The 25,409-nt window shown below is 51.4% G+C and carries 25 protein-coding genes; 18 read left to right on the top strand and 7 right to left on the bottom strand.

Annotated elements, in window-relative coordinates:
- Position 1 precedes the first annotated feature (1 nt).
- The 7 genes from AGRI_RS15530 (at position 2) to AGRI_RS15500 (ending at position 8,178) form a co-directional block, all read left to right on the top strand.
- Positions 2-850 (top strand): DMT family transporter, encoded by an 849-nt coding sequence (locus AGRI_RS15530; protein WP_008985819.1) that lies wholly within the window; start codon positions 2-4, stop codon positions 848-850.
- Positions 851-942: 92 nt separating this feature from the next.
- The gene (miaB, locus tag AGRI_RS15525) at positions 943-2,367 is read left to right on the top strand and encodes a tRNA (N6-isopentenyl adenosine(37)-C2)-methylthiotransferase MiaB (RefSeq protein ID WP_008985818.1); all 1,425 of its coding nucleotides are present in this window, start codon (positions 943-945) and stop codon (positions 2,365-2,367) included.
- A gap of 32 nt (positions 2,368-2,399) precedes the next feature.
- Positions 2,400-3,422 (top strand): PhoH family protein, encoded by a 1,023-nt coding sequence (locus AGRI_RS15520; protein WP_008985817.1) that lies wholly within the window; start codon positions 2,400-2,402, stop codon positions 3,420-3,422.
- Complete coding sequence (gene ybeY, locus AGRI_RS15515) at positions 3,419-3,880, top strand: rRNA maturation RNase YbeY (RefSeq protein ID WP_008985816.1); 462 nt, start codon at positions 3,419-3,421, stop codon at positions 3,878-3,880. The genes AGRI_RS15520 and ybeY overlap by 4 nt, the downstream gene beginning before the upstream one ends.
- 52 nt (positions 3,881-3,932) lie before the next feature.
- Positions 3,933-4,802, top strand: a complete 870-nt coding sequence (locus AGRI_RS15510; RefSeq protein WP_008985815.1) for an HlyC/CorC family transporter — start codon at positions 3,933-3,935, stop codon at positions 4,800-4,802.
- Between the two features lie 47 nt (positions 4,803-4,849).
- Positions 4,850-6,346 (top strand): apolipoprotein N-acyltransferase, encoded by a 1,497-nt coding sequence (gene lnt / locus AGRI_RS15505; protein ID WP_008985814.1) that lies wholly within the window; start codon positions 4,850-4,852, stop codon positions 6,344-6,346.
- 185 nt (positions 6,347-6,531) lie between these two features.
- Entirely contained in the window at positions 6,532-8,178 is a 1,647-nt protein-coding gene (locus tag AGRI_RS15500) for a S8 family serine peptidase (protein WP_008985813.1), read from the top strand.
- Between the two features lie 59 nt (positions 8,179-8,237).
- Here the strand turns inward: AGRI_RS15500 and AGRI_RS15495 are convergent, their stop codons facing one another.
- Positions 8,238-10,637, bottom strand: a complete 2,400-nt coding sequence (locus tag AGRI_RS15495) for a Lon protease family protein (RefSeq protein ID WP_008985812.1) — start codon at positions 10,635-10,637, stop codon at positions 8,238-8,240.
- A gap of 134 nt (positions 10,638-10,771) precedes the next feature.
- Here AGRI_RS15495 and AGRI_RS15490 point away from each other — a divergent pair, with 134 nt between their 5' ends.
- A complete protein-coding gene (locus tag AGRI_RS15490) occupies positions 10,772-11,047 on the top strand; it encodes a hypothetical protein (RefSeq protein ID WP_008985811.1) in 276 nt (91 codons plus the stop codon).
- A gap of 17 nt (positions 11,048-11,064) precedes the next feature.
- Here the strand turns inward: AGRI_RS15490 and AGRI_RS15485 are convergent, their stop codons facing one another.
- Together AGRI_RS15485 and AGRI_RS15480 are read right to left on the bottom strand one after the other, a co-directional pair.
- Entirely contained in the window at positions 11,065-11,694 is a 630-nt protein-coding gene (locus tag AGRI_RS15485) for an NrsF family protein (RefSeq protein ID WP_008985810.1), read from the bottom strand.
- Positions 11,691-12,230 carry an RNA polymerase sigma factor gene (locus tag AGRI_RS15480; RefSeq protein WP_008985809.1) on the bottom strand — a complete coding sequence of 180 codons (540 nt, stop codon included), beginning with the start codon at positions 12,228-12,230 and terminating at the stop codon, positions 11,691-11,693. The genes AGRI_RS15485 and AGRI_RS15480 overlap by 4 nt, the downstream gene beginning before the upstream one ends.
- Positions 12,231-12,421: 191 nt before the next feature.
- On the opposite strand from AGRI_RS15480, the gene AGRI_RS15475 reads away from it, so the two are divergent.
- The 6 genes from AGRI_RS15475 to AGRI_RS15450 all read left to right on the top strand — a co-directional run bounded on the left by AGRI_RS15475 (position 12,422) and on the right by AGRI_RS15450 (position 16,857).
- Complete coding sequence (locus tag AGRI_RS15475; RefSeq protein WP_008985808.1) at positions 12,422-12,826, top strand: thioredoxin family protein; 405 nt, start codon at positions 12,422-12,424, stop codon at positions 12,824-12,826.
- Between the two features lie 11 nt (positions 12,827-12,837).
- Positions 12,838-13,563 carry a cytochrome c biogenesis CcdA family protein gene (locus tag AGRI_RS15470; protein ID WP_008985807.1) on the top strand — a complete coding sequence of 242 codons (726 nt, stop codon included), beginning with the start codon at positions 12,838-12,840 and terminating at the stop codon, positions 13,561-13,563.
- A 114-nt stretch (positions 13,564-13,677) separates the two neighbouring features.
- The gene (locus tag AGRI_RS15465; RefSeq protein ID WP_008985806.1) at positions 13,678-14,154 is read left to right on the top strand and encodes an HvfA family oxazolone/thioamide-modified RiPP metallophore; all 477 of its coding nucleotides are present in this window, start codon (positions 13,678-13,680) and stop codon (positions 14,152-14,154) included.
- 6 nt (positions 14,155-14,160) lie between these two features.
- Positions 14,161-15,009 (top strand): HvfB family MNIO-type RiPP peptide maturase, encoded by an 849-nt coding sequence (locus AGRI_RS15460; RefSeq protein WP_008985805.1) that lies wholly within the window; start codon positions 14,161-14,163, stop codon positions 15,007-15,009.
- Positions 15,006-15,761: an HvfC family RiPP maturation protein gene (locus tag AGRI_RS15455; RefSeq protein WP_008985804.1), complete on the top strand. Its 756-nt coding sequence runs from the start codon at positions 15,006-15,008 to the stop codon at positions 15,759-15,761. The genes AGRI_RS15460 and AGRI_RS15455 overlap by 4 nt, the downstream gene beginning before the upstream one ends.
- Positions 15,762-15,900: 139 nt before the next feature.
- On the top strand, positions 15,901-16,857 hold the full coding sequence (locus tag AGRI_RS15450) for a methylenetetrahydrofolate reductase (protein WP_008985803.1): 957 nt from the start codon (positions 15,901-15,903) through the stop codon (positions 16,855-16,857).
- Positions 16,858-16,893: 36 nt separating this feature from the next.
- Here the strand turns inward: AGRI_RS15450 and AGRI_RS15445 are convergent, their stop codons facing one another.
- The 4 genes from AGRI_RS15445 to AGRI_RS15430 all read right to left on the bottom strand — a co-directional run bounded on the left by AGRI_RS15445 (position 16,894) and on the right by AGRI_RS15430 (position 20,480).
- Positions 16,894-17,244 (bottom strand): putative quinol monooxygenase, encoded by a 351-nt coding sequence (locus tag AGRI_RS15445; RefSeq protein ID WP_008985802.1) that lies wholly within the window; start codon positions 17,242-17,244, stop codon positions 16,894-16,896.
- 36 nt (positions 17,245-17,280) lie between these two features.
- Positions 17,281-18,135 (bottom strand): universal stress protein, encoded by an 855-nt coding sequence (locus AGRI_RS15440; protein WP_008985801.1) that lies wholly within the window; start codon positions 18,133-18,135, stop codon positions 17,281-17,283.
- A 2-nt stretch (positions 18,136-18,137) separates the two neighbouring features.
- Complete coding sequence (locus AGRI_RS15435) at positions 18,138-19,622, bottom strand: SulP family inorganic anion transporter (RefSeq protein WP_008985800.1); 1,485 nt, start codon at positions 19,620-19,622, stop codon at positions 18,138-18,140.
- A 393-nt stretch (positions 19,623-20,015) separates the two neighbouring features.
- Positions 20,016-20,480, bottom strand: coding sequence for a zinc ribbon-containing protein (locus AGRI_RS15430; protein WP_008985799.1), 465 nt, complete (start codon positions 20,478-20,480; stop codon positions 20,016-20,018).
- Positions 20,481-20,640: 160 nt separating this feature from the next.
- On the opposite strand from AGRI_RS15430, the gene leuS reads away from it, so the two are divergent.
- Genes leuS through nadD form a run of 4 tightly spaced genes read left to right on the top strand, consistent with a single transcriptional unit; the run spans position 20,641 to position 25,393 of the window.
- Positions 20,641-23,226, top strand: a complete 2,586-nt coding sequence (gene leuS / locus AGRI_RS15425; RefSeq protein WP_008985798.1) for a leucine--tRNA ligase — start codon at positions 20,641-20,643, stop codon at positions 23,224-23,226.
- A 1-nt stretch (position 23,227) separates the two neighbouring features.
- Positions 23,228-23,704: an LPS-assembly lipoprotein LptE gene (locus AGRI_RS15420; protein WP_008949873.1), complete on the top strand. Its 477-nt coding sequence runs from the start codon at positions 23,228-23,230 to the stop codon at positions 23,702-23,704.
- Entirely contained in the window at positions 23,704-24,747 is a 1,044-nt protein-coding gene (holA, locus tag AGRI_RS15415; RefSeq protein ID WP_008985797.1) for a DNA polymerase III subunit delta, read from the top strand. Before AGRI_RS15420 ends, holA begins: the two co-directional genes overlap by 1 nt.
- On the top strand, positions 24,734-25,393 hold the full coding sequence (nadD, locus tag AGRI_RS15410; protein ID WP_008985796.1) for a nicotinate-nucleotide adenylyltransferase: 660 nt from the start codon (positions 24,734-24,736) through the stop codon (positions 25,391-25,393). Before holA ends, nadD begins: the two co-directional genes overlap by 14 nt.
- Positions 25,394-25,409 lie beyond the last annotated feature (16 nt).

Here is a 25,409-nt window from a genome sequence, read left to right as displayed (position 1 = left end):
CATGACTCCGCATCTCGTTAAAGGCGCCCTGCTGTTATTACTGGCTGAAGCTTGCTTTGCCGGCATTGGCGCTATCGTCAAATTTACCAGCGCGACCGCCACTGAAGCTCAGGTGGTGTTCTTCAGGAATTTCTTTGCGTTGCTGCTGATGCTGCCGTTTTTGTTTAAACACGGTTTTAGCCTGCTGAAAACAAAGCGTTGGTATCTGCACGCCAGCCGGGCACTAACCGGCATTATTTCAATGTACTGTTTTTTCTATGTGCTGGCCCGCTTGCCACTGGCACAAGGTATGTTGGTGTTATTACTGTCGCCTTTTGTGGTGCCAATTATCGCCCGCTTCTGGCTAAAAGAGCGACCGTCGCGCATCACGCTAGCCGGCATTGTGCTTGGTTTTGCCGGCGTGGTGCTGGCGCTGCCTACCCCAGACCCCAACCTGAATATCATTTTATTGGTGGCTCTGGCCTCAGCCATTCTGGTCGCTGTGACCAAAACCACTATTCGCTATATGTCTGATACCGAACCGGCGGTACGCATTGTATTTTATTTTTCTCTACTCACTGCAGTACTGTCAGCAATCCCCGTGCCCTTTTACTGGCAACCACTTAACGGCAGCGTCTGGCTGGCTTTTTTGGGTATGGGTGTACTGGCGGCCATTGGGCAACTGGCGATGACCCGCGCCTATGCCATAGCACCGGCCAGTGATATTGGCATGTGGACTTATAGCAGTGTGATCTTTGCCGGCGCCTTTGGTTACCTGTTCTGGCAGGAGCCCATCACCATGAGCTGGGCTGCCGGGGTGCTGGTGATTTTCTACGCCGGTTATATTACGACACGGCAGCGCTTACTCTGAATGGAATACTTTCGTGCACTGCTCTGGTACTGCGTGATAAGACAGGCTAAAATACGCTCCCTTTTTTACAGGCGACAACACAGGCAAGAATAATGGGTAAGAAGCTGCATATTAAAACCTGGGGCTGCCAGATGAACGAATACGATTCATCGAAAATGGCAGACCTGCTGGATGCCACACATGGCTACACGCTGACCGAAGAGGCAGAAGAAGCTGATGTGATCTTGCTGAATACCTGTTCGATTCGTGAAAAGGCTCAGGAAAAGGTGTTTCATCAGTTGGGGCGTTGGCGGCCACTGAAAGAGAAGAATCCGGAGCTGATTATCGGTGTCGGCGGCTGCGTGGCATCACAGGAAGGTAGCGCCATCCGTGAGCGGGCGCCCTTTGTCGATATCGTATTTGGCCCGCAAACCCTGCACCGCCTGCCAGAGATGATCAATGCCGTGCGCGGTGATCGTTCGCCTGTGGTCGATGTTTCCTTCCCGGAAATCGAGAAATTTGACCGTCTGCCAGAGCCAAAGGCCGAAGGTCCAACTGCTTTTGTCTCCATTATGGAAGGCTGCTCGAAATACTGTACCTTCTGCGTGGTGCCCTATACCCGTGGTGAAGAAGTCAGCCGGCCACTGGATGATGTGTTATTTGAAATTGCCCAACTGGCCCAACAAGGGGTACGTGAAGTCAACCTGCTGGGGCAGAACGTTAATGCCTATCGTGGTGCCACCCATGATGGCGGTATTTGTCATTTCTCCGAATTACTGCGCTTGGTTGCCGCCATCGACGGTATTGACCGTATTCGTTATACCACCTCGCATCCGGTGGAATTTACCGACGATATTATTGAGGTGTATCGCGATGTGCCGGAGTTGGTCGACCATTTACATTTGCCGGTACAATCAGGTTCCGATCGGGTGTTAAACCTGATGAAACGCGGTCACACCGCACTGGAATATAAAGCCCAGATCCGTAAGTTGAAGAAAATCCGTCCGAATTTAAGTATGTCATCGGATTTTATTATCGGCTTCCCGGGTGAAACCGATGAAGATTTCCAGGCGACGATGGATTTGATCCAGGCAATTGGTTTCGACATGAGCTTTAGTTTTATCTATAGCGCCCGTCCCGGCACCCCTGCCGCCGATTTACCGGATGATGTTAGCGAAGACGCCAAAAAACAGCGGCTGTATATCCTGCAAGATCGCATTAACCAGCAAGCCCTGAAAATTGCCCGGGGTATGTTAGGCACCGAGCAACGTATTCTGGTGGAAGGCCCATCGAAGAAAAATATTATGGAGTTGACCGGTCGCACTGAGAACAACAGAGTCGTTAACTTCGAAGGTTCGCCACAGATGATTGGTCAGTTTGTTGACGTGCTGATTACCGATGTATTTAGCAACTCACTGCGTGGCACCTTGTTGCGTACCGAGCAGGAGATGGGCCTGCGCCGCCAGACCGCACCGGCGCAAATTCTGGCACGACAGCCAAAAACAGACGAGCTGGGTGTGACAGCTTATGTTCCCTAAGATGATTGCCTGAGTCTACAGAGAGAACCAGTTTGAATAGCGACAGTAGCAGTATTGAATTACAACTTGAGCCTGCCGACCACCGGCGGCTCACCCTACTCTGTGGTCCTTACGACGACAACCTGCAGCACCTGGAACGCCGGTTACTGGTGCAAATCAGTCACCGCGCCAATCTGGTCCGGATTGAAGGACCTGAGCCCAACATTGACGCTGCCGCACTGATTATTCGTGAACTCTATCAATTAACGCTAAATGCCCAGCAACAGCCGCAAGCTATTAGTCCGGAGCAAGTACACCTGACGATTAGCGAACACTTTGATATTCAGTATCAGGGGCAGGAAGGCACGCAGCGCGAATTCGCGTTAAAAACCAAAAAAGGCTTGATCAAACCCCGTAACCCTAATCAGGCGGCTTATGTTGCCAACGTATTGCAGCATGACGTCAGCTTTGGCATAGGCCCGGCTGGTACCGGTAAAACCTACCTGGCAGTCGCCTGTGCGGTGGATGCGCTGGAGAGTGGTCAGGTCAAACGCATAGTGTTAACCCGCCCGGCGGTTGAAGCGGGCGAAAAACTGGGTTTTTTACCCGGTGACCTGGCGCAGAAAGTCGACCCCTATTTACGCCCGCTGTACGATGCGCTGTTTGAAATGCTGGGTTTTGAAAAAGTTGAAAAGTATCTGGAACGTGGCGTGATTGAGATTGCGCCGCTGGCCTATATGCGCGGCCGTACGCTAAATGATGCCTTTATTATTCTGGATGAAAGCCAGAATACCACCATCGAGCAGATGAAGATGTTTCTAACCCGCATCGGTTTTAGCGCTAAAGCCGTGATCACCGGTGATGTGACGCAGGTCGACTTGCCCCGCGGTCAGTATTCAGGCCTGAAACATGCGATTGATGTGCTTAGTGCGGTGCCGGAAATCAGTTTTAACTTCTTTAATGCCAAAGATGTGGTACGCCACCCGATAGTACAACGTATTGTGATGGCCTATGAGGCCTACGAAGCGGCCCATCCAAAAACCGATGAGCCAACCCGGAACGGGAGTCGGCGATGAGCATCATCCTGGATTTGCAACTGGCCAGCAGTGCCAGTGATCTGCCTGACGTCACACAATTTCAACGCTGGCTGCAAGCGGCTATTCTGCCGTTTCAGGATGAAGCTGAAGTCACTATCCGGATCGTCGATGAGCAGGAAAGTCAGCAACTTAATCTGCAATACCGTGGCAAAGACAAAGCCACTAATGTCTTGAGTTTTCCCTTTCAGTGTCCACCGGGCATAGAGCTGCCGTTACTGGGTGACTTGGTGATTTGTGCCGGCGTGGTCCGTGCTGAAGCCGCTGAGCAAAATAAACCATTAGCAGCACATTGGGCACATATGGTCGTGCACGGCTGCTTGCATTTATTGGGATTTGACCATATAAATGACGCTGATGCTGAACAGATGGAAGCAGAGGAAATTCAAATCCTGCAACAGCTTGGCATCAGCAACCCTTATTTACTGGATGATATCTGATCTTGGCAGAGCACATCCGATGTTCAATTCTTTACGGAGTTAAAGTTCACTAATGAGTGACGACAATCCCCACTCTAGTCGCGGTTCTGCGCCGCGTAGCTGGTTAGAACGTATCGCCAGTATTTTCAGCGCAGAGCCTCAGGATATTTCTGATCTGGAAGATATTATCAGTGAAGCTGCCATCCGCGAGCTAATAGATACTGATACCAAAAATATGCTGCAAGGCGTGCTGGACGTGTCAACGATGCGCGCCAGAGACATTATGATCCCGCGCTCGCAAATGGCTACCCTGGACATCGAGCAACCGCTGGCAGAGTTATTGCCCATCCTGTTAGAAAATAATCATAGCCGTTATCCGGTCGTCAACGAAGACAAAGATCATATTGAAGGCATTTTGATCGTTAAAGATCTGCTGCAATATGCGCTGGATCCGAATAGCGCAGACTGGCAGTGGCGAGATTTAGTGCGGCCTGCGGTAATTATTCCGGAGAGTAAGCGGGTGGATGCACTACTGCGCGAGTTCCGGCAAAAACGCTATCATATGGCGATAGTGGTGGATGAATATGGTGGTGTTTCCGGCTTATTGACGATTGAAGATATCCTGGAACAAATCGTTGGTGAGATTGAAGATGAACACGACGATGAAGAAGAGAACGATATCAAGAAAATGGCGTCACGGGTGTTTCAGGTCAGTGCCTTAACTCCGCTGGACGAATTTAACGAAACCTTTGGCACGAATTTCGATGAAGAAGATGCCGATACCATTGGCGGTATAGTGTTGCATGCCTTTGGCCATATGCCGACCCGCGGCGAGAGCATTACGCTTGGCAACCTGACTTTTAAAGTCAGCAAAGCAAATAGCCGGCGACTGATGCAATTACAGGTGGTGCGCGCGGCCGAGTCGGAAGCAGAAGGAAACTGAAGATACTGCGCCTGAACTTAAACCCCTGGCTGCAGGGCGCGATACTGGTGGTACTAGGGTTACTTAATACTCTGGCATTTGCGCCCTATACCTTGTGGTGGCTACCTTTCTTAACACTGGTCGGGTTGAGCCTTGCGATTACCAACAGTCCAAGCCCGCGTCAAGCGGCCTGGTATGGTTTTTGTTACGGCCTCGGCTGGTTCGGACTCGGTATTAGCTGGGTTCATGTCAGCATCGACCAATTCGGTGGCTTACCCTTAATCGCCAGCCTGGGGTTAATGGCCCTGCTGGTGTCTTATTTGGCATTGTTCCCGGCTTTGGCTGCCTGGCTGAGCCGTCGTTTACTCGGAAGCTTACCCTTGCCCCTGCTACTGCTGGCCAGTTGGACCTTTAGCGAGTGGCTGCGTAGTTTCTTGCTCACCGGCTTCCCCTGGTTATCACTTGGTTATAGTCAAACCGATTCCTGGTTACAACACTATGCACCTTTAATCGGTGAAATTGGTATCAGCGCCATCCTAATCTGGGTGGCGGCCAGTATCGCGAATGTACTGGCGCCGGCGTCCAAGCTCAACCGACTCGTGCCTTTACTGCTCAGCGCCATTTTACTGTTTGCTGCCCCCTGGCTCAGTGCCGTCAAAGGCTGGCAGTACGGTAACCAGCAGCTAAGTGTATTACTGGTACAAGGTAATGTGCAGCAGGAACTTCGCTGGGTACCGGAACAAGAATGGCCGACCATGTTGAAATATTTGGATCTGACCCGGCCACACCTGAGTTCACATCAGTTGGTGATTTGGCCGGAGGCCGCGGTGCCCCGCATTGAGCCGCTGGCCGATGATTTTCTGGAAAATCTTGATAAATCTGCATTTTATAGTGATACCGCCATCATTACCGGCATAATCGACTACAACCTGCGTACCCAGGAAGCCTGGAACAATTTAATCGTGCTGGGTAAACAAACGCCGGATGCCGATAGTGGCCATTACTTTCATGGTCATGCAAACCGCTTTAGTAAACATCATTTGCTCCCCATTGGCGAGTTTGTACCCTTTGAAAGCTTTTTACGGCAATTAGCGCCGATCTTTGATTTGCCGATGAGTTCTTTTAACCGCGGCAGTTATGTGCAGCCAAACCTTGAAGCCAATGGCATTGAGTTATTGCCAGCAATTTGTTTTGAGATCGCCTTCCCATCACAAATCCGTGCCAATCTGACCGGCGAAACGCAGCTATTGCTCACGGTGAGTAATGATGCCTGGTTCGGTGACAGTATAGGCCCACACCAGCACTTGCAAATCGCCCGGATGCGGGCGCTGGAGTTCGGTTTGCCACTATTGCGCGCTACTAATAACGGCATTACCGCCACCATTGATGCCGATGGCCGCATCAGAGCGCGCGCACCACAGTTTACCGAAGCGGTGCTAAGCGACACCCTACAATTGACGCAGGCTAAGACGCTCTATAGTCAGTTAGGTAATCTGCCGTTATTTAGCTTTAGTACTTTGCTACTCGTTTTCGCCCTGTTCCGCCACTGGCGCATTAACCGTTAAACTAGGCTCAGCCTCACTATACTGCTACTCCAGCTATTTTTTATCTTGTACCTGCTTTGCTGATTGCTTTTTCTAGCTATTCGTGTCAAAACTAGTCCTGCAAGCTATTTTGCGATAAAGCGCACAATAAGCGCGATAAAAATTATAAGGTCTTTGACCAATACCACAGCAGTGAAGGAACTCTCATGAAAAAAAACCACCTTACTCCCCTGGCGTTGGCAACGCTGGTTGCGCTGGGCTTAACCGGTCAGGCGGTCGCTTCAGATCGTTATGTTATTCAGGTTGATAATGATAAGAAAGGCATAGTGAAGGCACTGGCGGTGCAACTGGGCGGCGAAATTAACGTCGACTCTGATGGCTTTATTGCTGCTACCTTCAGCGGTAAAGATCTGGCAGAGGTTAAAGGCCTGCTGCGTAATCCGCATATCAAACTGATTGAAGAAGATGCCAAACGCTACCCGTTGGCCTTATATAATGATACCGCTGGCGATCCGACGACACAGCAGTTAACGCCTTACGCTTATTTTCAATCACAAGCGCACCAAACGCCGTTTAACCTGGGCACGTCGCCAAAAGTGTGCGTAATTGACTCAGGTATCGCCCGCGATAGCGGTGAGACCGGTGGTTACAATGCTGATTTTGATTGGGGTAGCATCAGTGGTACCAGTAACTCAGGTACCGGTGACTGGTTCCGCGATGGCGGCCCGCATGGCACCCACGTGGCCGGTACTATCGGTGCGGCAGATAATGGTTTTGGCGTGATCGGTATGGCACCAGGCACACCGATGCACATTATTAAAGTCTTTAATGATAGTGGCTGGGGCTACTCGTCTGACTTAGCCCATGCCGCAAATCTGTGTGCACAAAATGGTGCCAAGGTAATTAATATGAGTCTGGGTGGCGGTCGCGCCAATAGCACCGAAGAAAACGCCTTCATTAATTTTACCAATAATGGTGGTTTGGTGCTGGCGGCAGCAGGTAACAGCGGCAACACGACCCGCTCCTACCCGGCCGGTTATACCTCTGTGATGATGATTGGCGCTAATGATGCCAACGATCAAATTGCCACCTTCTCACAATACCCATCCTGTACCTCTGGTACCGGCAGACAACAGACGACTAACGAAGGTCTGTGTGTTGAAGTTACCGCCGGTGGTGTCGATACATTGTCGACTTATCCGGCAGGTGGTGCCGCTTTTGCAGCCTTAACCGCAAACAACACCGGCTATGCTGCTTCGGCTATGGAAAATACCGGCGATGCCGCAGGCAATACCTACTTTATGGGGCTGGCAACCAGCACGAACAGCGCGGCTGCCGGTAAAATCTGTGTGATCGACCGCGGTACCATTTCCTTCTACGATAAAGTACGTAACTGCGAATTGTCCGGCGGTATTGGCGCGATTTTGATCAACAATGAACCGGGTATGTTGTACGGTACTCTGGGTACCAGCAACCAAACCAGCATTCCGGCTGTGGGTGCTGCGTTAGAAGATCGTAGTGCTCTGTTAGCGGCAACCTCGGCGAGTATCAGTATTGGCGCGTCAGACTACGGTTATATGAGTGGGACTTCAATGGCAACGCCGGCAGTAGCAGGTCTGGCCGCGCGCTTATGGTCGAGTTTCCCACAATGTACCGGCACCCAAATCCGTAACGCCTTAAAAGCGACCGCGGTTCGCCCGGCAAATGGCGATGTGGTGAAGTTCGGTAAAGGTATTGTTAAGGTGAAAGCTGCGCATGATTACCTGACTACCTACGGTTGTGCCGGCGCAGGTTCTGGCGGCGGTGATACTGGCGGTGGTGGTAGTACCTGTAAAGGTAAAAAGTGTAGCTGATCTTTGAACTAATGATGAGCTAAGAAAGCCGCGATATCGCGGCTTTCTGTTTTTAACTATTATTCTTCGCTACTACCATTCACCAGCTCGGCAATCTCCGCCAAACGCAACAACGCCCGGCCATTAACTGACTTTTTCGGATACTGACCACGGCTATTCCGCTCACCAGCGACTTCACCGGTCAACAGCTCCAACGCCTGATCCACGGTTTTGACGGTGTAAATATGGAACTGCCCGGCGGCAACAGCAGTCACCACATCCTGATCCAACACCAGATTCAACTGATTGCTAGCCGGAATAATCACCCCTTGCTCACCAGTCAGACCACGCGACTGACAAAGCCGGAAGTAACCTTCAATTTTTTCATTCACGCCGCCTATTGCCTGTACCTGACCATATTGGTTAATCGAGCCGGTTACCGCCAGGCTTTGCTTAATTGGAATTTCGGTAATCGCCGAGATCAGAGCGCACACTTCGGCCAATGAGGCGCTGTCGCCATCAATATGGCCATAAGATTGTTCCATCGCGATATTCGCGCTTAACGTCAGCGGGAAATCACGGGCATATTTCGCCCCTAAATAACCGGTTAATAACAGCACCCCTTTCGAGTGGATCGCTTTACCCAGCTCCACTTCACGTTCAATATCGACGACCCCGCTGGAGCCGGCGAATACGGTGGCGCTGATCCGTGCTGGCGTGCCAAACGCCGTATCGCCAATTTCCAACACTGTCAGACCGTTAATTTTCCCCACCGCCAGTCCATCGGTATCAATAAGAATATGACCTTCCTGGATATCCTCTAAAAAGGCTTCACTGATCCGGCCGGTACGATATTTTTTGCCTGCCAAGGCTTGACGGACATGCGCACTGGTCAGTTCATCGGCTTGCTGCTGTCTGGCATAAAAACAGGCCTCACGCACCAACTCCAACACGTCAGCAAAGCGCGCTGATAATTTGCGTTGATGCTCCGCCTGGCGAAAGCTGAACAGCAGTAGCTGTTGCAAACCACAGTTGCTCAATTTTTGTAAGCCCATTTCCTGCAATTGCAGCAGAACTTGCGCCGTCATATCGGTCAGTGTTTGCGGCAAAAAGGGTAAATAGTGTTCAAAATCCGCCAATACCCGAAACAACTCGTTGAACTCTTCATCAAAATCCTGCACCAGATAGTACAGATCGCGCGATCCCAGCAATACAACTTTTACATTTAACGGAATAGCCCGAGGTGTGATAATAGTAGAGTTAGTGACGGCATGGTCACTGAGCGTATCAATCACCACTTCACCCGCCTTTAGCGCCAGTTTCAGCGCATCCCAAACTGCCGGCTGGCTCAATAACCGATCCGCATCCAGGATCAGATAACCGCCATTGGCTTTATGCAAAGCGCCGGGACGGATCATCCGATAGTTGGTATAGAGTGAACCGCCGGCTGAACTGTATTCAACCCGGCCAAACAAATTGCCATAACTGGGGTTAGGTTCAAAAATGATCGGCGCACCCGACATCGTTTCATGGTGTACCAGCACATTAGGCACAAACTCTTCAATAAAGATTTCACGGCTAACCGGCTCTTCACCTTTATCGTTTTTATCAGCCTCAGATTCGTCCGGTAACAACTCCATCACGGCCTTAACCAGTTCCGGACGCATTTCGCGCAGATACTTTAACACCCCTAATTCCGCATTATAGTGGTGCTCTAATTTTTTCAGCATCGGCTTAATCGCCTGCTCGATGGTATCTTTTCGCAAGGCCCGCAGATTTTCGGATAATTCACGTTTCCACTGCGGTAATTCCAGCAGCTGCTCATTGAGAATGGTTTCTAGCTCTGACACCAAGTCATAGAAATACTGACGCTGCTCTTCGGTTAACTTTGAAAACTCCTGATCATCCAAGGGTTTGCCGTCAATGATCGGTGAAAAGCTTACCGCACCGTTTTCTTCGTAAAGCACCACCTGCTTTTCCAGCGCTTTCTTCTCTACCTGCTCGATCGCCTGCTCATAGCGCTCATCAAAGGCGCGGTGAATCGCTTTCTTCTTACGTTGATAGCCCGGGTTATCAAAGGCTGCCGGAAAGGTATCCAGCAAGTCATCAATCAGGGCCTCCAACTTCTTAACCAGCACACGCCCTTCACCCGGCAATAAGCGTAGCGTGTTCGGCACCCGCTCATCGTCAAAATTATTCAGGTAACACCATTCTTCCGGGGTAGCTTTTTCACTGGCGGCCAACTGCAAAATTTCCTGCACCAACGTAAATCGTCCCAATGCCGGCTCCCCCATTACATAGAGGTTGTAGCCCGGCATATCCATACCAATCGCAAATTCCAGGGCGGTACGGGCGCGGTCCTGACCAATAAAAGCAGCAGGCAAAATCGGCTGCGCTAAAATGCCGGTTACTAATGCAGTATCGAGTTGTGGGCCAAGTTGTGCCGGCACCAGTGCCAGCTGTTGCTCAAGTTGCGTCATCTATTGCCTTAAGGGTCAAATCAATCTGCCGGTATAGTAACAAAAAGCATCAACCTGTGCTGCTGCCGGTTAAAGTTTTCCGTGATTGCGCCGATAAGTTTAAAAGCGAAACAATTTTAAGATCGGAGTAACAGATGAACGAGCGTGATTGCCTGCAAAAAATCCGTAACCTGGGGGTACGCCTGCAGGAGCTGGAGCTGGCCAGACCGCAGCCGGGCAAATCCTATACTTCGGTAGCGCTGGATTTCTTATTTAAAGAACATCAGTTGGAACGACCAGCAGGTGCACCGCTGGATCATACGCTGCGCACCCTTGGTAAAGCCCTGATGGAGCGGCATCAGCTGAAATTTCAGCGCCTGGATGCCTCAGCCATTGTGGATTACTTCTGTCGTTATTACCGGGTGCATTAAACATATGCATTAATGTACTACCAATGCCAAAGTCGTCGGCTTAAGACATAGCCAACTGCAACGACCAGCAGCATAGCCAGTACATAGGCTGTACCGAGGTAAGCCAGCGCATCCACCGGACAATGTAAAGAGTAAACCGTGGCGGCCAGAAAACCCGCTAAACCGCTAGAACTCAGCACCAAACGCCAACGATAAAGTGGTTTAGCCCGGCGTAGTAAACGGAACAAACCCAGCAGGCAAAACGTCGCAACAATACCAATCCAGGCCACACAGCCCCAAAATGATGACTCGGCAAGGGCAGCAGCAAGCGAAAGTGGTGGTGCCAGCCAACCGATAGCCGCTAAAGCAACCGCCCCGGATAACAGGCTCAGTACAACACCTTGATAGTGTCGCAGAGGCTGCACCGCTGGTTGACAGTTTAATTGAGTGCATCTAAACAGCGCGAAAGTGAACGAAAAAAGCGCAACCGTTTTTAACAGCGCTAACAATGACCACTGCTCCCTCAAACCCAAAGGCGCTAACAGTACCATTGCCACAAAAAGAGACAGTACCAATCCTATCACTATCAGCTTGTTGCTGATCATCGGTACTACTGCACTATGTTGCGCCAGTAACTGACTAATTAATTGCTCTGTTCTATCCTTCATCTGCGCTCGCCCCCCACGTTGCCGGCTACAATTTCGTTGCGAAGCAACACTAACGCACGGTGCACATTGACTTTTACCCATGCCACACTGCGCTGCATCATATTTGCCGTTTCCGCCACTGACATTTCCTCGACCTTGGTTGCGTACAGTACCTCTGCTTGCAGATCCGTCAGCGGTGATAATAATCGCTGCAATGCCTCAGCCTGATCCTCGTGATCTGCCACGACTGTTGGATGCCAGGAGTCATCCTCCGGGTAAGTTTCTGCTTGCTGGCGGATCTGCTGGCGCCGGTTTTCATAAAATTTATGCCGTAAAATGCCGCTAATCCAGGGTTCAACCGGCAAACCCGGCTGATAGCTGTGTAATACCTTATGAATCGTTAACAAGCTTTCCTGGACCAGGTCGTCAAGTTGATCGTTATTCACATAACGTCGCCCACGACGCTTGATAAAGGGGACTGCCTGGCGCAAAAAACGCTCATAGGCTGCGTTATCCCCTTGTTGTGCTCTAACTAGCAAAGTCGACCACTCATCCATCAGATTTCTCGATTCATTCCCGTGGCATATCTGCCTGTATCTGAGTATTGACCGGTAAACAGCAAAAGGTTACAGACCCGCATAAAATAATTTTCGCTTTTTTTTGTAACCTTTTACTTAGCGTCAGGCAATAACCAGCGACCAGAGCGTGTTCTGGCACATTTAATCTGACTTTCTAAAAGGAACATCGTATGAAGACTTCGTTACTGACCGCGGCTTTAATCAGCACCGCCATCACTCTGACATTCGCTCAGTTGCCTGCTGCATACGCTGGCACTCTGAGTTTACCCGCTTATTCCGCAGACAGTTTTCAGCTGGCTGAAGCAAAAGGCAGTTTCGTGCTGGTTGCGACCAAGCCAGGCTGTCCGGTGTGTAGCAAACAAATTCCAGTCATCGAAAGCACGCTGCAACTGCCCGAGTTCGCTAATCTTACCGTACTGCAATATAACCAGGTTACCGAAAAAGCATTGAACAAACGCTTCGGTGTAACCGGCCAGAGCACCATTATTGTGTATCGGGACGGGGTTGAAGTATCAAGAACCCGGGGGCTGACCGAGGCTGATGCGATCAAAACTGAACTGATGAAAGCGCTGTAAGCGGAGGCACCATGTTACCTGACGTCTCCGTTTTACCTTTGCTGTTTTTGGCTGGCATGCTGATTACACTGTCCCCTTGTATTCTGCCGGTGCTGCCTGTAATGGCGGCGTCAGGGTTAGCTAAACACCGTTATGCACCAGTATTAACCGGACTGGGTTTAGCGATTGGTTTTGCGTTAATGGGGGCAATGCTTAACGGCGTACTCCAATTACTCGATATAAGCATTGCGCAAAGCAGACCTGTCTTTGCCATTATTATCTTATTGCTGGGTGTGATGCTGGTGGTGCCGGCATTTAAAAGCGGCTCCTCTTCACTACTGGCGCCATTAGCGGCAAGAGCGGATAACCTGGCAAGCCGCCTGGAACAAAAGCCCGGTGGCGCCTTGTGGTTGGGGTTGTTGTTAGGTGCCATCTGGAGCCCCTGTGCCGGACCCGTGTTAGGTGCAGCATTAAGTTTTACTAACACCTCGACATCGATAGTAAGCGCGACGCTACAGATGTTTGTCTTTGGCTTAGGTGCGGCACTGCCGCTGATTATCGTTGCTTATCTGATGGCAGGCTCAGCACATCGCTTTTTACCCAAGTTTGCTGCCAAAGGAGAGCGCGGCCGCCAGATTTTGGGTTATAGTTTAATTTTGGTGGCGTTGTTAATCTTAACGAACCTTGATCAAACCCTATTGGTGCTCGCCACTGAAAATTTGCCGGCGAGTTGGTTGGAACTGATTACCCGTTATTAACTAGGTCGTAACTGCAAACTAAGCCGTACTGTATTACCGGGCAGTGAACAGACTTTTATTTTCTGATGATGGCCAGCGGAAATGCTGGCCAGTTGAACAAAAGAGGAAAACGTGATGAATACATTAACCAAAACGCAATTAACTCTGGCGCTGGGCGCCCTTGCACTGGGCTCAGGTAATGCCCTGGCGGATAGCAACCCGTTTCAGGCGCAGCAACTGAGTATGGCCTATCAAGTGACCACCCAGGACAATACCGGGGTTAAGGTTAAGGTAAAAGAGCAAGCCACCGATAAAGCCAAAGAAATGAAATGCGGTGAAGGCAAGTGTGGCGAAGGCAAATGCGGCGCCGAAATGCAGCAAAAAATGGCGGATGCCAAAAAGCAGGCTGCCGACAAAGCCAAAGAAATGAAATGTGGCGAAGGTAAATGCGGTGAAGGCAAGTGCGGTGCCGAAATGCATAAAGCCGATGCCAAAGCCAAGGCTGCTGAAGCTAAAGCTGCCGGTCAGGAAAAAGCCGCTGATGCCAAGAAAAAAGCCAGTGATAAAGCCAAAGAAATGAAGTGTGGCGAAGGTAAATGCGGCTCTCTCTAACGCCAAATGAAACCACTCGCTCACTTTAGTAACAGCAGCGCAGGCCTTGGCCTGCGCCGCGAATTGCTGCCAGAACTGTTAGCAGATAAGCCGGCTATCATCGATTTCTTTGAGGTTGCACCGGAGAACTGGTTACCTTATGGCGGTAAACTGGCGAAAGACTTCCGGCAACTGACCGAACGCTATGCGTTTTTTTGTCATGGCCTGTCGTTAAATATTGGTGGGCCGGATCCGTTGGATCTGGATTTCTTGCAGCAGTTAAAACACTTTCTCGACCAGCATCAGATCCTGCGCTATAGCGAACATCTGAGTTATTGTGCTGCCGACGGCCATCTGTATGACCTGATGCCGATCCCCTTTACTGAGGAAGCGGTACATTATGTGGCGGCACGGATTAAACAGGTGCAGCAGATCCTGGAGCGGCCATTGATTATCGAGAATGTCTCCTACTATGCCGCGCCGGCACAGCAATTAAGCGAGCTGGAATTTCTGTTGGCGGTACTTACGGAAGCTGACTGCCCGCTGCTGCTGGACGTCAATAATATCTATGTCAATTCCATCAACCATGGCTACGATGCCGGTGCCTTTTTAGCAGCCATGCCAAGCGAGCGCATTGCCTACTACCATATCGCCGGACATTACCAGCAAGCGGCCGACTTACTGATTGATACCCATGGCGCTGCCATTCCTGATCCGGTCTGGCAATTGTTGCGTCTTAGCTATCAGCAGCATGGTGTGAAACCAACCTTATACGAGCGGGACTTTAATATCCCGCCGCTGGCCGACCTTTGCCAGGAACTGTCGCAGATTAAGCAGTTGCAGCAAGTTGCCAGCCCGAGACCAGCAGCAGTATGACTGAGCCTACAACCCCTAACTTACAGCAAACCCAACTGGCGTTCGCCCGGGCCATTCGCCATCCCCAAGAGCCCTATGCGGAGCAGACGGTGCCGACAGCACGCCTGCAAATCTATCAGCAGCTGTTTTTTAATAACGTCAGCGGCTTTATCGATAATGCCTTCCCGGTACTCAGCACCCTGTATCAGCCCGATGCCTGGTTAAGCCTGAAACAACGCTTTTTTGCCGATTATCGCTGTCACTCGCCCTATTTCTTGCATATTGCCCAGCAATTTGTCGATTTTCTGCAGCAATATCAGCCCGCTGCCGCCGATCCGCCCTTTCTGGCCGAGCTGGCACATTATGAGTGGGCGGAACTTTATGTTGGCACTCTTCCTGCCGAACCGGCGCCAGCAATCAATGCCGGTCAGTTACAAAGTGTGGCTCTGAAACTTACCGCAGCCAGCCTGCTGACGGTATATCAGTATCCGGTAGAGCAGATAAGTCCGGCATTTCAGCCGACTGAGCCCAGCAATGCGCAGGCATTTTTTATCTATCGCGATTACCAGGATGAAGTGATTTTTCTGCAACTTAATCAGGCCAGTTTGCTGCTCTTGCATCAACTGGCAGAACAGCCTGGTCAGACGTTGACACAACTATGCCAGCAACTGACAACGCATCTACCGACCTATACAGCTGCGCAGCTGGCTGACTTTGCCTTGCCGCTGTTCAGTGAACTGGCAAGCGCCGGTGCGCTGCAAGCCGCGAGCTAACGTACTGCTGAACCATTAACTGAAATCTACTGTAATCGGCATTATTTTGTCGTAATCGGCAAATATTTCACCCAATTTAGATAGCCAGACGTCTAAATAGCTGTATACTTAGAGCATCATGTTTTGGAGTCACCCGATTATGGCGTTATCATTAGCAGACAAAATCAGTATCCCCAGTCAGGGCGTCTACCTGATTGGTACCACACCACCGAAAGCCGGTACTGATAGCGATAAAACACGGCGTATTGCCCGTAAGCTGCTGGCACGGCTACAGGAAGTCGAATATGACGGCCTGATTATTTACGATATTCAGGATGAAAGCAGCCGGGTAAAGGCCGAGCGCCCTTTTCCGTTTCACAGTACCCTGGATCCACGTCAATATAGCCAGTTACTCCATGAACTCTCTTCGCTGGACGTCATTACCTATAAAAGCGTGGCGCAGCGGGACGCCAGCGAGCTACAGCACTGGTTAACCGAAACCGCTGCTAGTTATCAGCTAAAGAATCTGGTGCTGGTGGGTAGCCCTTCTTCTCATGGCAAGATCAAACTAAGTTTACCGCAAGCTTACCAGCAGCTGGCCGCGCATCCGGCATCTTACTTCCTCGGCGGTGTGGCTATTGCTGAACGTCATGCCAAAAAAGGCGATGAGCATCTGCGCTTGATTGAGAAAGCCAAGCAGGGTTGTGAGTTTTTTATCTCACAAGCCGTATACAATGCCCAGGCGACCATTGATTTGATTACCAGCTATGCCCGCAGCTGCAAACAGCAGGGCTTAACACCAAAGCGGTTGATCCTGACTTTTACCCCGTGTGGCAGCGAACAAACATTAGATTTTATGCAGTGGCTGGGCATCTCAGTGCCCCAGGCTTCACGTTACCGGATTTTGGATGCGGAAAACCCGCTAAATGAATCGATTAAGATATGTCGCGACAATCTGACGCAAATCTTAACCCACTGTGCAGATCTAGAGGTGCCACTGGGCTTAAACGTGGAAAGTCTGACTAACCGTAAGGAAGAAATCGATGCCTCGATCCGTTTGTTCCGGTTGTTAAAGGCTCTAATGGAATTACATCTGGCGGAAAAGCAGGTCGCTTAAGCGACCTGTCGTGTCCGAAAAAACTAAGCTTAACGCTTAATTCAGTTTAGGTGCATCGTAGTTGGCTGGCTCGTCCGTATAAATACAGACATTCCACCGTGCCGCCAGCCCATTTTCCGCCAGACAATATTGTTCAAAAAAGGCTTTAATTTCGGCGCGTTGGCAATGCGCTTCAAAGCTGGCTAAATCAGCCCAGATTTCATTAAAAGCAATCGGGAAACTCTCACCATCAGCAAAAGGACTCTGGATCTGCCGGGTCACCACATACTGCAAACAGCCGTCTTCCCGCAACGTATTAGGTTCTAAGCTTTGCAACACTTTAAATAGCTCTGCTTCTTTACCGGCTTTTGGCAGAAACTGTGCTACACAATAGACTTTCTTCGACATCACGCTACTCTTTATCTTTATGGCAATAGCCAGTAATTACCGTAACACTAACATTGAGCAGCGGGCTTTACTCAGCATCGCCGTGGTGGTGCTACCCAGAATAAACTGCCGGATCCGCGAATGGCCGTAGGCGCCCATCACCAGCAGATCAATAACCTGTTCCTGCTGATACTGATGCAAAGCCTCGTCCGGCTCACCGGCCACTATCGCGGTACGGGTATCAAAACCGGCCAGCGTTAGCACACTGGCGGCTTCAGCAAGCTGTTTTTCGGCTTGTTCACTGCGTACTGCGGCCATCACCAGATGCACCGGTAGGCCACGACACAGCGGGCTGGCAGCCAGCATTTCCAGACTCTTTTGCGCGGTAGCACTGCCATCATAGGCCAGCATCACCCGCTTTGGCGCGTGAAAACGCTGCTGCGTCAGTAAAATAGGCTTTTGCATACTGCGGATAATCATCTCAATATGCATCCCCAGTTGCCCATGCGCATCGGTACTGCTTAAGCCACGCTTACCCAATACCAATAACCGGGTTTCCTCCTGCAGTGCCTTTAATGATTCCAGTAACGGACCGTGCCGCATCACTTCGCTGATCTCAGCGACTGCGGCGGCCGCCGCCCGGGCATGTGCCGCATCCAGAATATGATGGCCACGCTGCAATGCCAGCTTGCTGTGTTGTTCATCCAGCTCTGCCAGTTGTTGCAGTAACACTTCCTGCGAGCCCAAGCCAATACTGCCACTTAAATCCGGAGTTTGGGTATGCTGCGCCCGGTCAATCACATGCACCAGACCAAGGGGCGCCGTCAGCGCCTTAGCGGCCCAGATCGCACCATCACAAACCGCCTCAGCATAGGGTGAGGCATCAATACAGGCGTAGACATGCTTTGTCATCGTTAGTGTCCCATCAATTTTTCGACTGCGTCAGGTTGTTGATGCACAGCAAATTTATCCACCAGGGTGGCGCTGGCTTCATTCAGCCCCAGTAGCTCCACCATGGTACCTTCACGGCGAAACTTTAGTACCACCTTATCTAGTGAGCTTACCGCAGTAATATCCCAAAAATGTGCCCGGCTCAGATCGATCTGCACCTTATCCAGTGCCTCTTTAAAGTCAAAGGCAGTAACAAATTGCTCAGCCGAGGTAAAAAATACCTGCCCTACCACCTGATAACGCCGCTCGCGGCCACCGGCTTGCAGGCTAGAACTGATGTAAAGGATCTGGCCCACTTTATTGGCGAAAAACAAGGCACTGAGTAACACTCCCAGCAGTACACCATAGGCCAGATTGTGTGTAAAGACCACGACAACGACTGTCGCGACCATCACGATACTGGAACTTAGCGGATTTTTACGTAAGTCCCGTACCGAACTCCAGCTAAAGGTACCAATTGACACCATCACCATCACTGCCACCAGCGCTGCCATCGGGATCATGCCGACATAGTCACTTAAAAAGACAATAAACAGCAGCAAGAAAATACCGGCCAGTAGGGTCGAGAGGCGGGTGCGGCCACCGGATTTCACGTTAATCACCGACTGCCCGATCATGGCACAACCTGCCATACCGCCGAGTAGACCAGAGCCAATATTGGCAATCCCCTGCCCAACACATTCCCGATTCTTATCGCTGCTGGTATCGGTCAAATCATCAACAATGGTGGCGGTCATCAGTGACTCGAGTAAGCCCACCACGGCTAGCGCCAACGCATAAGGGAAGATGATTTGCAGCGTTGCAACATTCAGCGGCACATCAGGCCATAAAAAGACTGGTAAGCTATCAGGCAGCTCACCCATATCGGCGACAGTACGCAGATCGAGCTGGAAATAAACGGCGATAGCGGTTAACACCACTATACACACCAGAGGGGATGGAATAGTTTTGGTGACATAAGGAAACAAATAGATAATGGCCAGGCCCGCCGCGGTCATGCCATACACCAGCAAGGTACCGTGTTGCCCGGTTAATTCAGGTAACTGCGCCATAAAAATCAGGATCGCCAGCGCATTCACAAAGCCGGTAACCACAGAGCGTGACACAAAACGCATCAGCTCGCCCAGCTTTAATACACCAAACAGGATTTGTAGTAACCCGGTTAATAAAGTTGCGGCTAATAAATATTCCAGGCCATGTTCCCGCACCAGCGTAATCATCAGCAGCGCCATGGCGCCAGTCGCCGCCGAAATCATCGCCGGCCGCCCACCGGCAAAGGCGGTAATCACCGCGATACAAAAAGAGGCATACAGGCCGACCTTAGGATCAACGCCAGCAATAATCGAAAAGGCGATCGCTTCAGGAATTAAGGCCAGCGCGACCACCAGTGCGGATAGCACATCGCCGCGTACATTAGAGAACCAGGTTTGGCGTAAGGAATTTAACATAGAGCATCCAACAAGAGTCTGACAGTATCGATAACAACAAAATGGCAGTTGCCTGTCGGCAGTGACTTTACTGTTACCACAGAAATGGCTGCCGGTAGCGACCAGCGAACAACAGCTTTTTCGCTTTAGTGCGTAACAGACATAAAAAATAACTGCACCAGGCAAATTATCCAGATATTGCGTTATTTACACCGGCCAACCCTCGTTGTATTTCAATTAATTAGAACGGATTTTTCTGATGCAGCTCTGATCGGACAGCAAGAAAGTGCAGCAGATTTTAGCAGTTTTAACGACTAAAAACGAATAAAACATGCCGTTAGCTAATTAAAGCGTGGCAAATCTAGGCCGCAGCCAATTATCTTCTTTGTAGCGATTAAGCGTGCTACCAGTCTGCTATACCGGCAAGCCATCGCGGAAAAATTGTACGCCACCACAATGGCTGCAGCATAACAGTTCTGCCGGATGGGTATAATCGATACTTTGCTGACATTGACTGCAGCGATAGCGGCCCATGCCGACATATTCACCCTGATAATAGACACCCTGATGCCGGAAATCCTCTAATAGCTCGGCCCACTCGACCTGGGTTTTATCAGTGATTTGACTGAGTTGCTCCCACAGCTCCTCAGTCCACATTGAAGGTTGCTGCTCCTCGGCAGCCCCTTGCTGCCACTGACTTTTCAGCGTTTCCAGAAACAGTTGCGTCTCATAGGCACTGAGTTCCTTGCCAGCTTTCAGATAAGCTTTTAGGGTGTCGGCAACATCCAGCATACTTTGCAGCTGTTCTTGCCCTGCCTGTTGCAGTGTCTGACTCAGGTCTTTAAGCCAGTTGCGGTATTTCGCGTTAAAGTCTGCCATCTTGTACTCCACTGGTAATTTAGCCACGCTATTCTGAGTATAGACAAAGGGTAGCTTATTGTTGTCAAACCGCGGCTAAGGTATGCTATAGCCACTTTTTTTTACCCATTTCAGCCTGAGGCTGAGGCCGGGTCGTCCCCGACTTTTCTGGAAGAGCTCAATGCAACAGCAATATAACCCGCAGCAGATTGAAACCGCCCTGCAGCAGCAGTGGCAGGATCAGAATGTTTTTAAAGTAACTGAAGATCCAAACAAAGAGAAATTTTACTGTTTATCGATGTTCCCGTATCCAAGTGGCCGCCTGCATATGGGCCATGTGCGCAATTACACCATCGGTGATGTGATCAGCCGCTTTCAGCGGATGCAGGGTAAAAATGTGCTGCAGCCTATGGGTTGGGATGCCTTTGGTTTACCGGCTGAAAATGCTGCGATTAATAACAAGACCGCGCCGGCTAAGTGGACCTACGCCAATATCGATTATATGAAAACACAGCTGAAACGGCTGGGTTTTGGTTACGACTGGGATCGGGAAATTGCCACCTGCAAACCGGATTATTATCGCTGGGAACAATGGTTCTTCACCAAGCTGTATGAAAAAGGCCTGGTTTATAAAAAGATGGCAACGGTAAACTGGGACCCGGTGGATCAGTGCGTACTGGCGAACGAACAAGTTATTGATGGCCGTGGCTGGCGCTCCGGCGCCTTAGTTGAGCAGCGCGAGCTGGCACAGTGGTTTATTCGTATTACCCAGTATGCCGAAGAGTTATTAGCGGATCTGGAGCAGCTAACCGAGTGGCCGGAACAAGTCCGCACGATGCAGAAAAACTGGATTGGCCGCTCCGAGGGCGTCAATATCCGTTTTGGCGTCGCTGACAGTGACACTGAGCTGGAAGTCTATACTACCCGTCCGGACACGCTGTATGGTGTGACCTATGTCGCGGTAGCCGCCCAGCACCCGCTGGCGCAGCAAGCGGCAATGAGTAACAGCACCCTGGCCGCCTTTATCGAAGATATTAAAGGCAGCAAGGTCAGCGAAGCGGAAATGGCGACCATGGAGAAAAAAGGCTGTGCCACCGGCCTGTACGCCATTCATCCGCTGACCGGCGAGCAGGTCCCGATTTGGGTCGCCAACTTTGTACTGATGGACTACGGTTCAGGTGCCGTGATGGCGGTGCCAGGCCACGACCAACGTGATTACGAGTTTGCCACCAAGTACCAGTTGCCGATTAAGCAAGTGGTTACCGCAGCGGATGGCAGCAGTGTCACACTGGAGCACGCAGCTTATACCGAAAAAGGTCTGCTGATTAACTCAGCCGAATTTAACGGCCTGGACTTTGCCGCCGCCTTTACCGCCATTGCAGCCAAGCTGCAACAGCTGGGCAAGGGCGAAGTTAAAGTGAACTACCGCTTACGCGATTGGGGGGTATCACGCCAACGCTACTGGGGTACGCCGATCCCAATGTTAAATCTGGCAGATGGCAGCGTGGTGCCGGTTCCGGCCGAGCAGCTGCCGGTGCGTTTACCGGAAGATGTGGTGATGAACGGCGTGACTTCGCCGATTAAAGCCGATCCGGAATGGGCGAAAACCCAATATCAGGGCGCAGCCGCTTTCCATGAAACCGATACCTTCGACACCTTTATGGAATCGAGCTGGTACTATGCCCGCTACTGCAGCCCGGATTATGATCAGGCGATGCTGGATCCGGAGAAAGCCAACTACTGGTTACCGGTTGATCAGTATATCGGTGGCATTGAACACGCCATACTGCACCTGCTGTATGCCCGCTTTTTCCATAAACTGTTACGCGATGTCGGTCTGGTGCAAAGCGACGAACCGTTTAAACGCTTGTTATGTCAGGGCATGGTATTGGCCGAAACTTTCTACCGCGAAACCGAAAATGGCGGCAAAGAATGGTTCTCGCCGCAGGACGTACAGGTTGAGCGCGATGAGAAGGGCCGCATTACCCAGGCCATCCTGAAAACCGACGGCCAGCCGGTGTTATCTGCCGGCATGAGCAAGATGTCGAAATCGAAAAACAACGGTATCGACCCGCAAAAAGTTATCGATCTGTACGGTGCCGATACCGTGCGCTTGTTTATGATGTTTACTGCGCCGCCAGAGCAAACGCTGGAATGGTCTGATTCCGCGGTTGAGGGCGCGCACCGCTTTATCAAGCGGATCTATACGCTGATCCATGATGTGCTGGCAGCGGGTGCGCCAGGCGAACTGCAGCTAGACGCGCTAAATGACGAGCAGAAAACCCTGCGCCGCGAGCTCCATAAAACCATTGCTAAGGTTACCGACGATATCGGTCGGCGCTATACCTTTAATACTGCTATCGCGGCGGTAATGGAGCTGAGTAACAAGCTGCAAAAAGCCAGTCTGGCCACGCCGCTGGACCGTGCGGTGATGCACGAGGCCTGTAATGCGCTGCTGCAGTTATTAAACCCGATCGTGCCACATGTGGCGCAGTATCTGTGGGCCGAACTGGGTAACAACAGCCTGATTGAACATGTCGCCTGGCCTGGCGTCGACGAGAGCGCCCTGGTCGAAGACGAGAAACTGGTGGTGGTGCAAATCAACGGTAAGGTGCGCGCTAAAATTACCGTGCCGGCGGCTGCAGAGCAGGATGCGGTACTGGCTATTGCCAAACTGGATGAGAATGTGCGGCGTTATCTGGACGGCGTCGCCATGAAAAAGGTGATTTACGTACCGGGTAAACTGCTGAATCTGGTGGTAGGCTAAGATGGCCTGGCGCCTGACACTGCTGGCGCTGCTGCTCAGTCTGCTGAGCAGCTGCGGCTTTCACCTGCGCGGCAATCTGCCGCTCAGTCAGTTTCCGGCCATCTATGTGCAAAGCGAAGCGCACTCTGAGCTGGCCGCGCTGTTAAAACAGCGCTTTAGTCAGAATCAGGTCGAGTTACTGGGCAGTTACCAGCAAGACAGACCGGCGCTGCAGCTGGTGCGCGACACGCTGGAGCGGCGCACCCTGTCGCTGTTTGCCAATGGCCAGGTCGCCGAATATGAGCTGATTTACAAAGTCGAGTATCGGATCCAATTACCCGGCGAGCAGGAACAGTTTTATCAGTTCGAGTTGTACCGCGATTATCAGGATGATCCGAATCAGGCCCTGGCGAAAGCCCAGGAACTGGAGCTGCTGTTAAGCGAATTACGCCAGCAGGCTGCCAACCGGATTATCCGCCAACTGGCACGCCTGGGCTGATGCAGAAGCTCTACGCCAATCAATTGCCAGCCCAGCTGCAACAGGGGCTGGCGCCCGGTTATCTGATTTTTGGCGAAGAGCCACTGCAAAAACTGGAAGCTATCGAAGCGATCCGGCACGCGGCCAAGTCACAAGGCTTTTTGGAACGGCTGAGTTTTAGCGCTGATGCCCAGTTCGACTGGCAACAGCTGGATAACGAACTCAGTGCCATGTCCTTGTTTGCCGAGCGGCGGCTGATCGAACTGGAACTGGCACAAGCCAAACCGCCGGCTGCCGTCAACGAACAACTGAAGCAACTGGCTGCCAAACTGCATCCCGATATCGTGCTGGTGCTGCATGGCAGTCGCAGCTTTAGTGAAGTCAGCAAACTGGCCTGGTTTAAACAACTGGCAGAGCAGGCTGTGCAAGTGGCCATTTACCCACTGGATGAACGGCAACAACTGCAATGGCTGCAGCAACGCGCCCGCCAGTTGCAGTTGCAGCTAAGCTCTGATGCGCTGAATTTGCTGCAGCAACACTGTGCCGGCAACCTGCTGGCCGCGCGGCAGGAGCTGGAAAAGCTGGCACTGACCCATCCGAATAGCCGCGTTGACGCCGATACCTTTAGCCGCTTTTTAGCCGATCATTCCAGCTACAACGTGTTTCAACTGACCGATTCGGTATTGGCCGGGCATAGTGCCGAAGCCGCACACCGGCTGCAACGCTTACTGGAACAGGACACTGAGCCGGTGATTATCGCCTGGCAATTACATAAAGAGCTGAGCATCCTGCAACAGCTGGCCCAGGCGGAGCAGCAAGGCCAACTGAGCGCACAGTTTAAGCAATTGGCGATCTGGCCGAAACGCCAGCCGTTATATCAACAAGCCTTGCAGCGACTTAGCCGGGGTTGGCAAAACTATCTGTTACAGGAGCTGGCGGCCTTTGATCGCTTATTTAAAGCCGGCCAGCTGACTAACACCACGCTGGCGTTATTGCATCTGGTGACCTTATTCTGTCATCCGGTCGCCAAAACCTTTGCTTTGCAACAGTATGACGCAGACTAAACTAGTAGGGATTTTTGGCGGCACCTTCGATCCGATCCATCTTGGCCATCTGGCGGTAGCACGTTATGTGCTGACGCACTGCGCTTTGGATAGTATCAAGCTGATGCCCTGCCATCTGCCGCCGCACCGTGCCAGCCCGGGTGTCAACAGTGCCGAGCGGGCCCGGATGGTCGAGCTGGCCATCAGCGCAGAGCCAAAGCTGCAGCTCGAACCGCTGGAACTGAGCCTGCAACAACCGTCTTACACGGTAAATAGTCTGACGCTGCTAAAGCAGCAAGATCCTGCTGCGCACTTGTGTTTTATTATTGGCATGGACTCACTGCAGTATTTTCGCAGCTGGCATCAGTGGCAGCAGATCCTGACATTGGCCCATCTGATTGTACTTAAGCGCCCCGGCTATAGCGCACAGGATGGCGACGCCCCAGCGCTACTCACCCAATACGGCATCAGCCTGCCCGAGCTCAGCACACAGCCAGCCGGTGGCATCCTGCTGTTGGATAATCCGGATTTTCCACAAAGCGCAACCTTTGTCCGTGAGCAGTTAGCCGTTAATCCTGCCGTGCAGGCTATGCTACCGCCTGCGGTGCTTAGTTATATTCAGCAACACGGGCTCTATGGTTGCGCTGTTTCCGCTGCCAAAGTGTGATAAAATAGCGCCCTTT

It is taken from the genome of Alishewanella agri BL06 (genome assembly GCF_000272005.1).
GTDB lineage: Bacteria > Pseudomonadota > Gammaproteobacteria > Enterobacterales > Alteromonadaceae > Alishewanella > Alishewanella agri.
Note: the sequence above shows the minus strand (reverse complement) of the source record. Positions and strands in the feature narration are given on the sequence as shown.

Excerpts from the sequence above, each read along its gene's own strand:
- AGRI_RS15420 (WP_008949873.1), top strand. The coding sequence starts at position 23,228 with ATGGCCTGGCGCCTGACACTGCTGGCGCTGCTGCTCAGTCTGCTGAGC.
- AGRI_RS15495 (WP_008985812.1), bottom strand. The coding sequence starts at position 10,637 with ATGACGCAACTTGAGCAACAGCTGGCACTGGTGCCGGCACAACTTGGC.
- AGRI_RS15460 (WP_008985805.1), top strand. The coding sequence starts at position 14,161 with ATGAAACCACTCGCTCACTTTAGTAACAGCAGCGCAGGCCTTGGCCTG.
- leuS (WP_008985798.1), top strand. The coding sequence starts at position 20,641 with ATGCAACAGCAATATAACCCGCAGCAGATTGAAACCGCCCTGCAGCAG.
- AGRI_RS15445 (WP_008985802.1), bottom strand. The coding sequence starts at position 17,244 with ATGTCGAAGAAAGTCTATTGTGTAGCACAGTTTCTGCCAAAAGCCGGT.
- AGRI_RS15450 (WP_008985803.1), top strand. The coding sequence starts at position 15,901 with ATGGCGTTATCATTAGCAGACAAAATCAGTATCCCCAGTCAGGGCGTC.
- ybeY (WP_008985816.1), top strand. The coding sequence starts at position 3,419 with ATGAGCATCATCCTGGATTTGCAACTGGCCAGCAGTGCCAGTGATCTG.
- AGRI_RS15465 (WP_008985806.1), top strand. The coding sequence starts at position 13,678 with ATGAATACATTAACCAAAACGCAATTAACTCTGGCGCTGGGCGCCCTT.
- AGRI_RS15470 (WP_008985807.1), top strand. The coding sequence starts at position 12,838 with ATGTTACCTGACGTCTCCGTTTTACCTTTGCTGTTTTTGGCTGGCATG.
- AGRI_RS15530 (WP_008985819.1), top strand. The coding sequence starts at position 2 with ATGACTCCGCATCTCGTTAAAGGCGCCCTGCTGTTATTACTGGCTGAA.
- AGRI_RS15485 (WP_008985810.1), bottom strand. The coding sequence starts at position 11,694 with ATGAAGGATAGAACAGAGCAATTAATTAGTCAGTTACTGGCGCAACAT.
- miaB (WP_008985818.1), top strand. The coding sequence starts at position 943 with ATGGGTAAGAAGCTGCATATTAAAACCTGGGGCTGCCAGATGAACGAA.
- AGRI_RS15475 (WP_008985808.1), top strand. The coding sequence starts at position 12,422 with ATGAAGACTTCGTTACTGACCGCGGCTTTAATCAGCACCGCCATCACT.
- AGRI_RS15455 (WP_008985804.1), top strand. The coding sequence starts at position 15,006 with ATGACTGAGCCTACAACCCCTAACTTACAGCAAACCCAACTGGCGTTC.
- AGRI_RS15490 (WP_008985811.1), top strand. The coding sequence starts at position 10,772 with ATGAACGAGCGTGATTGCCTGCAAAAAATCCGTAACCTGGGGGTACGC.
- holA (WP_008985797.1), top strand. The coding sequence starts at position 23,704 with ATGCAGAAGCTCTACGCCAATCAATTGCCAGCCCAGCTGCAACAGGGG.
- AGRI_RS15480 (WP_008985809.1), bottom strand. The coding sequence starts at position 12,230 with ATGGATGAGTGGTCGACTTTGCTAGTTAGAGCACAACAAGGGGATAAC.
- nadD (WP_008985796.1), top strand. The coding sequence starts at position 24,734 with ATGACGCAGACTAAACTAGTAGGGATTTTTGGCGGCACCTTCGATCCG.
- AGRI_RS15510 (WP_008985815.1), top strand. The coding sequence starts at position 3,933 with ATGAGTGACGACAATCCCCACTCTAGTCGCGGTTCTGCGCCGCGTAGC.
- AGRI_RS15430 (WP_008985799.1), bottom strand. The coding sequence starts at position 20,480 with ATGGCAGACTTTAACGCGAAATACCGCAACTGGCTTAAAGACCTGAGT.
- AGRI_RS15440 (WP_008985801.1), bottom strand. The coding sequence starts at position 18,135 with ATGACAAAGCATGTCTACGCCTGTATTGATGCCTCACCCTATGCTGAG.
- AGRI_RS15435 (WP_008985800.1), bottom strand. The coding sequence starts at position 19,622 with ATGTTAAATTCCTTACGCCAAACCTGGTTCTCTAATGTACGCGGCGAT.
- AGRI_RS15500 (WP_008985813.1), top strand. The coding sequence starts at position 6,532 with ATGAAAAAAAACCACCTTACTCCCCTGGCGTTGGCAACGCTGGTTGCG.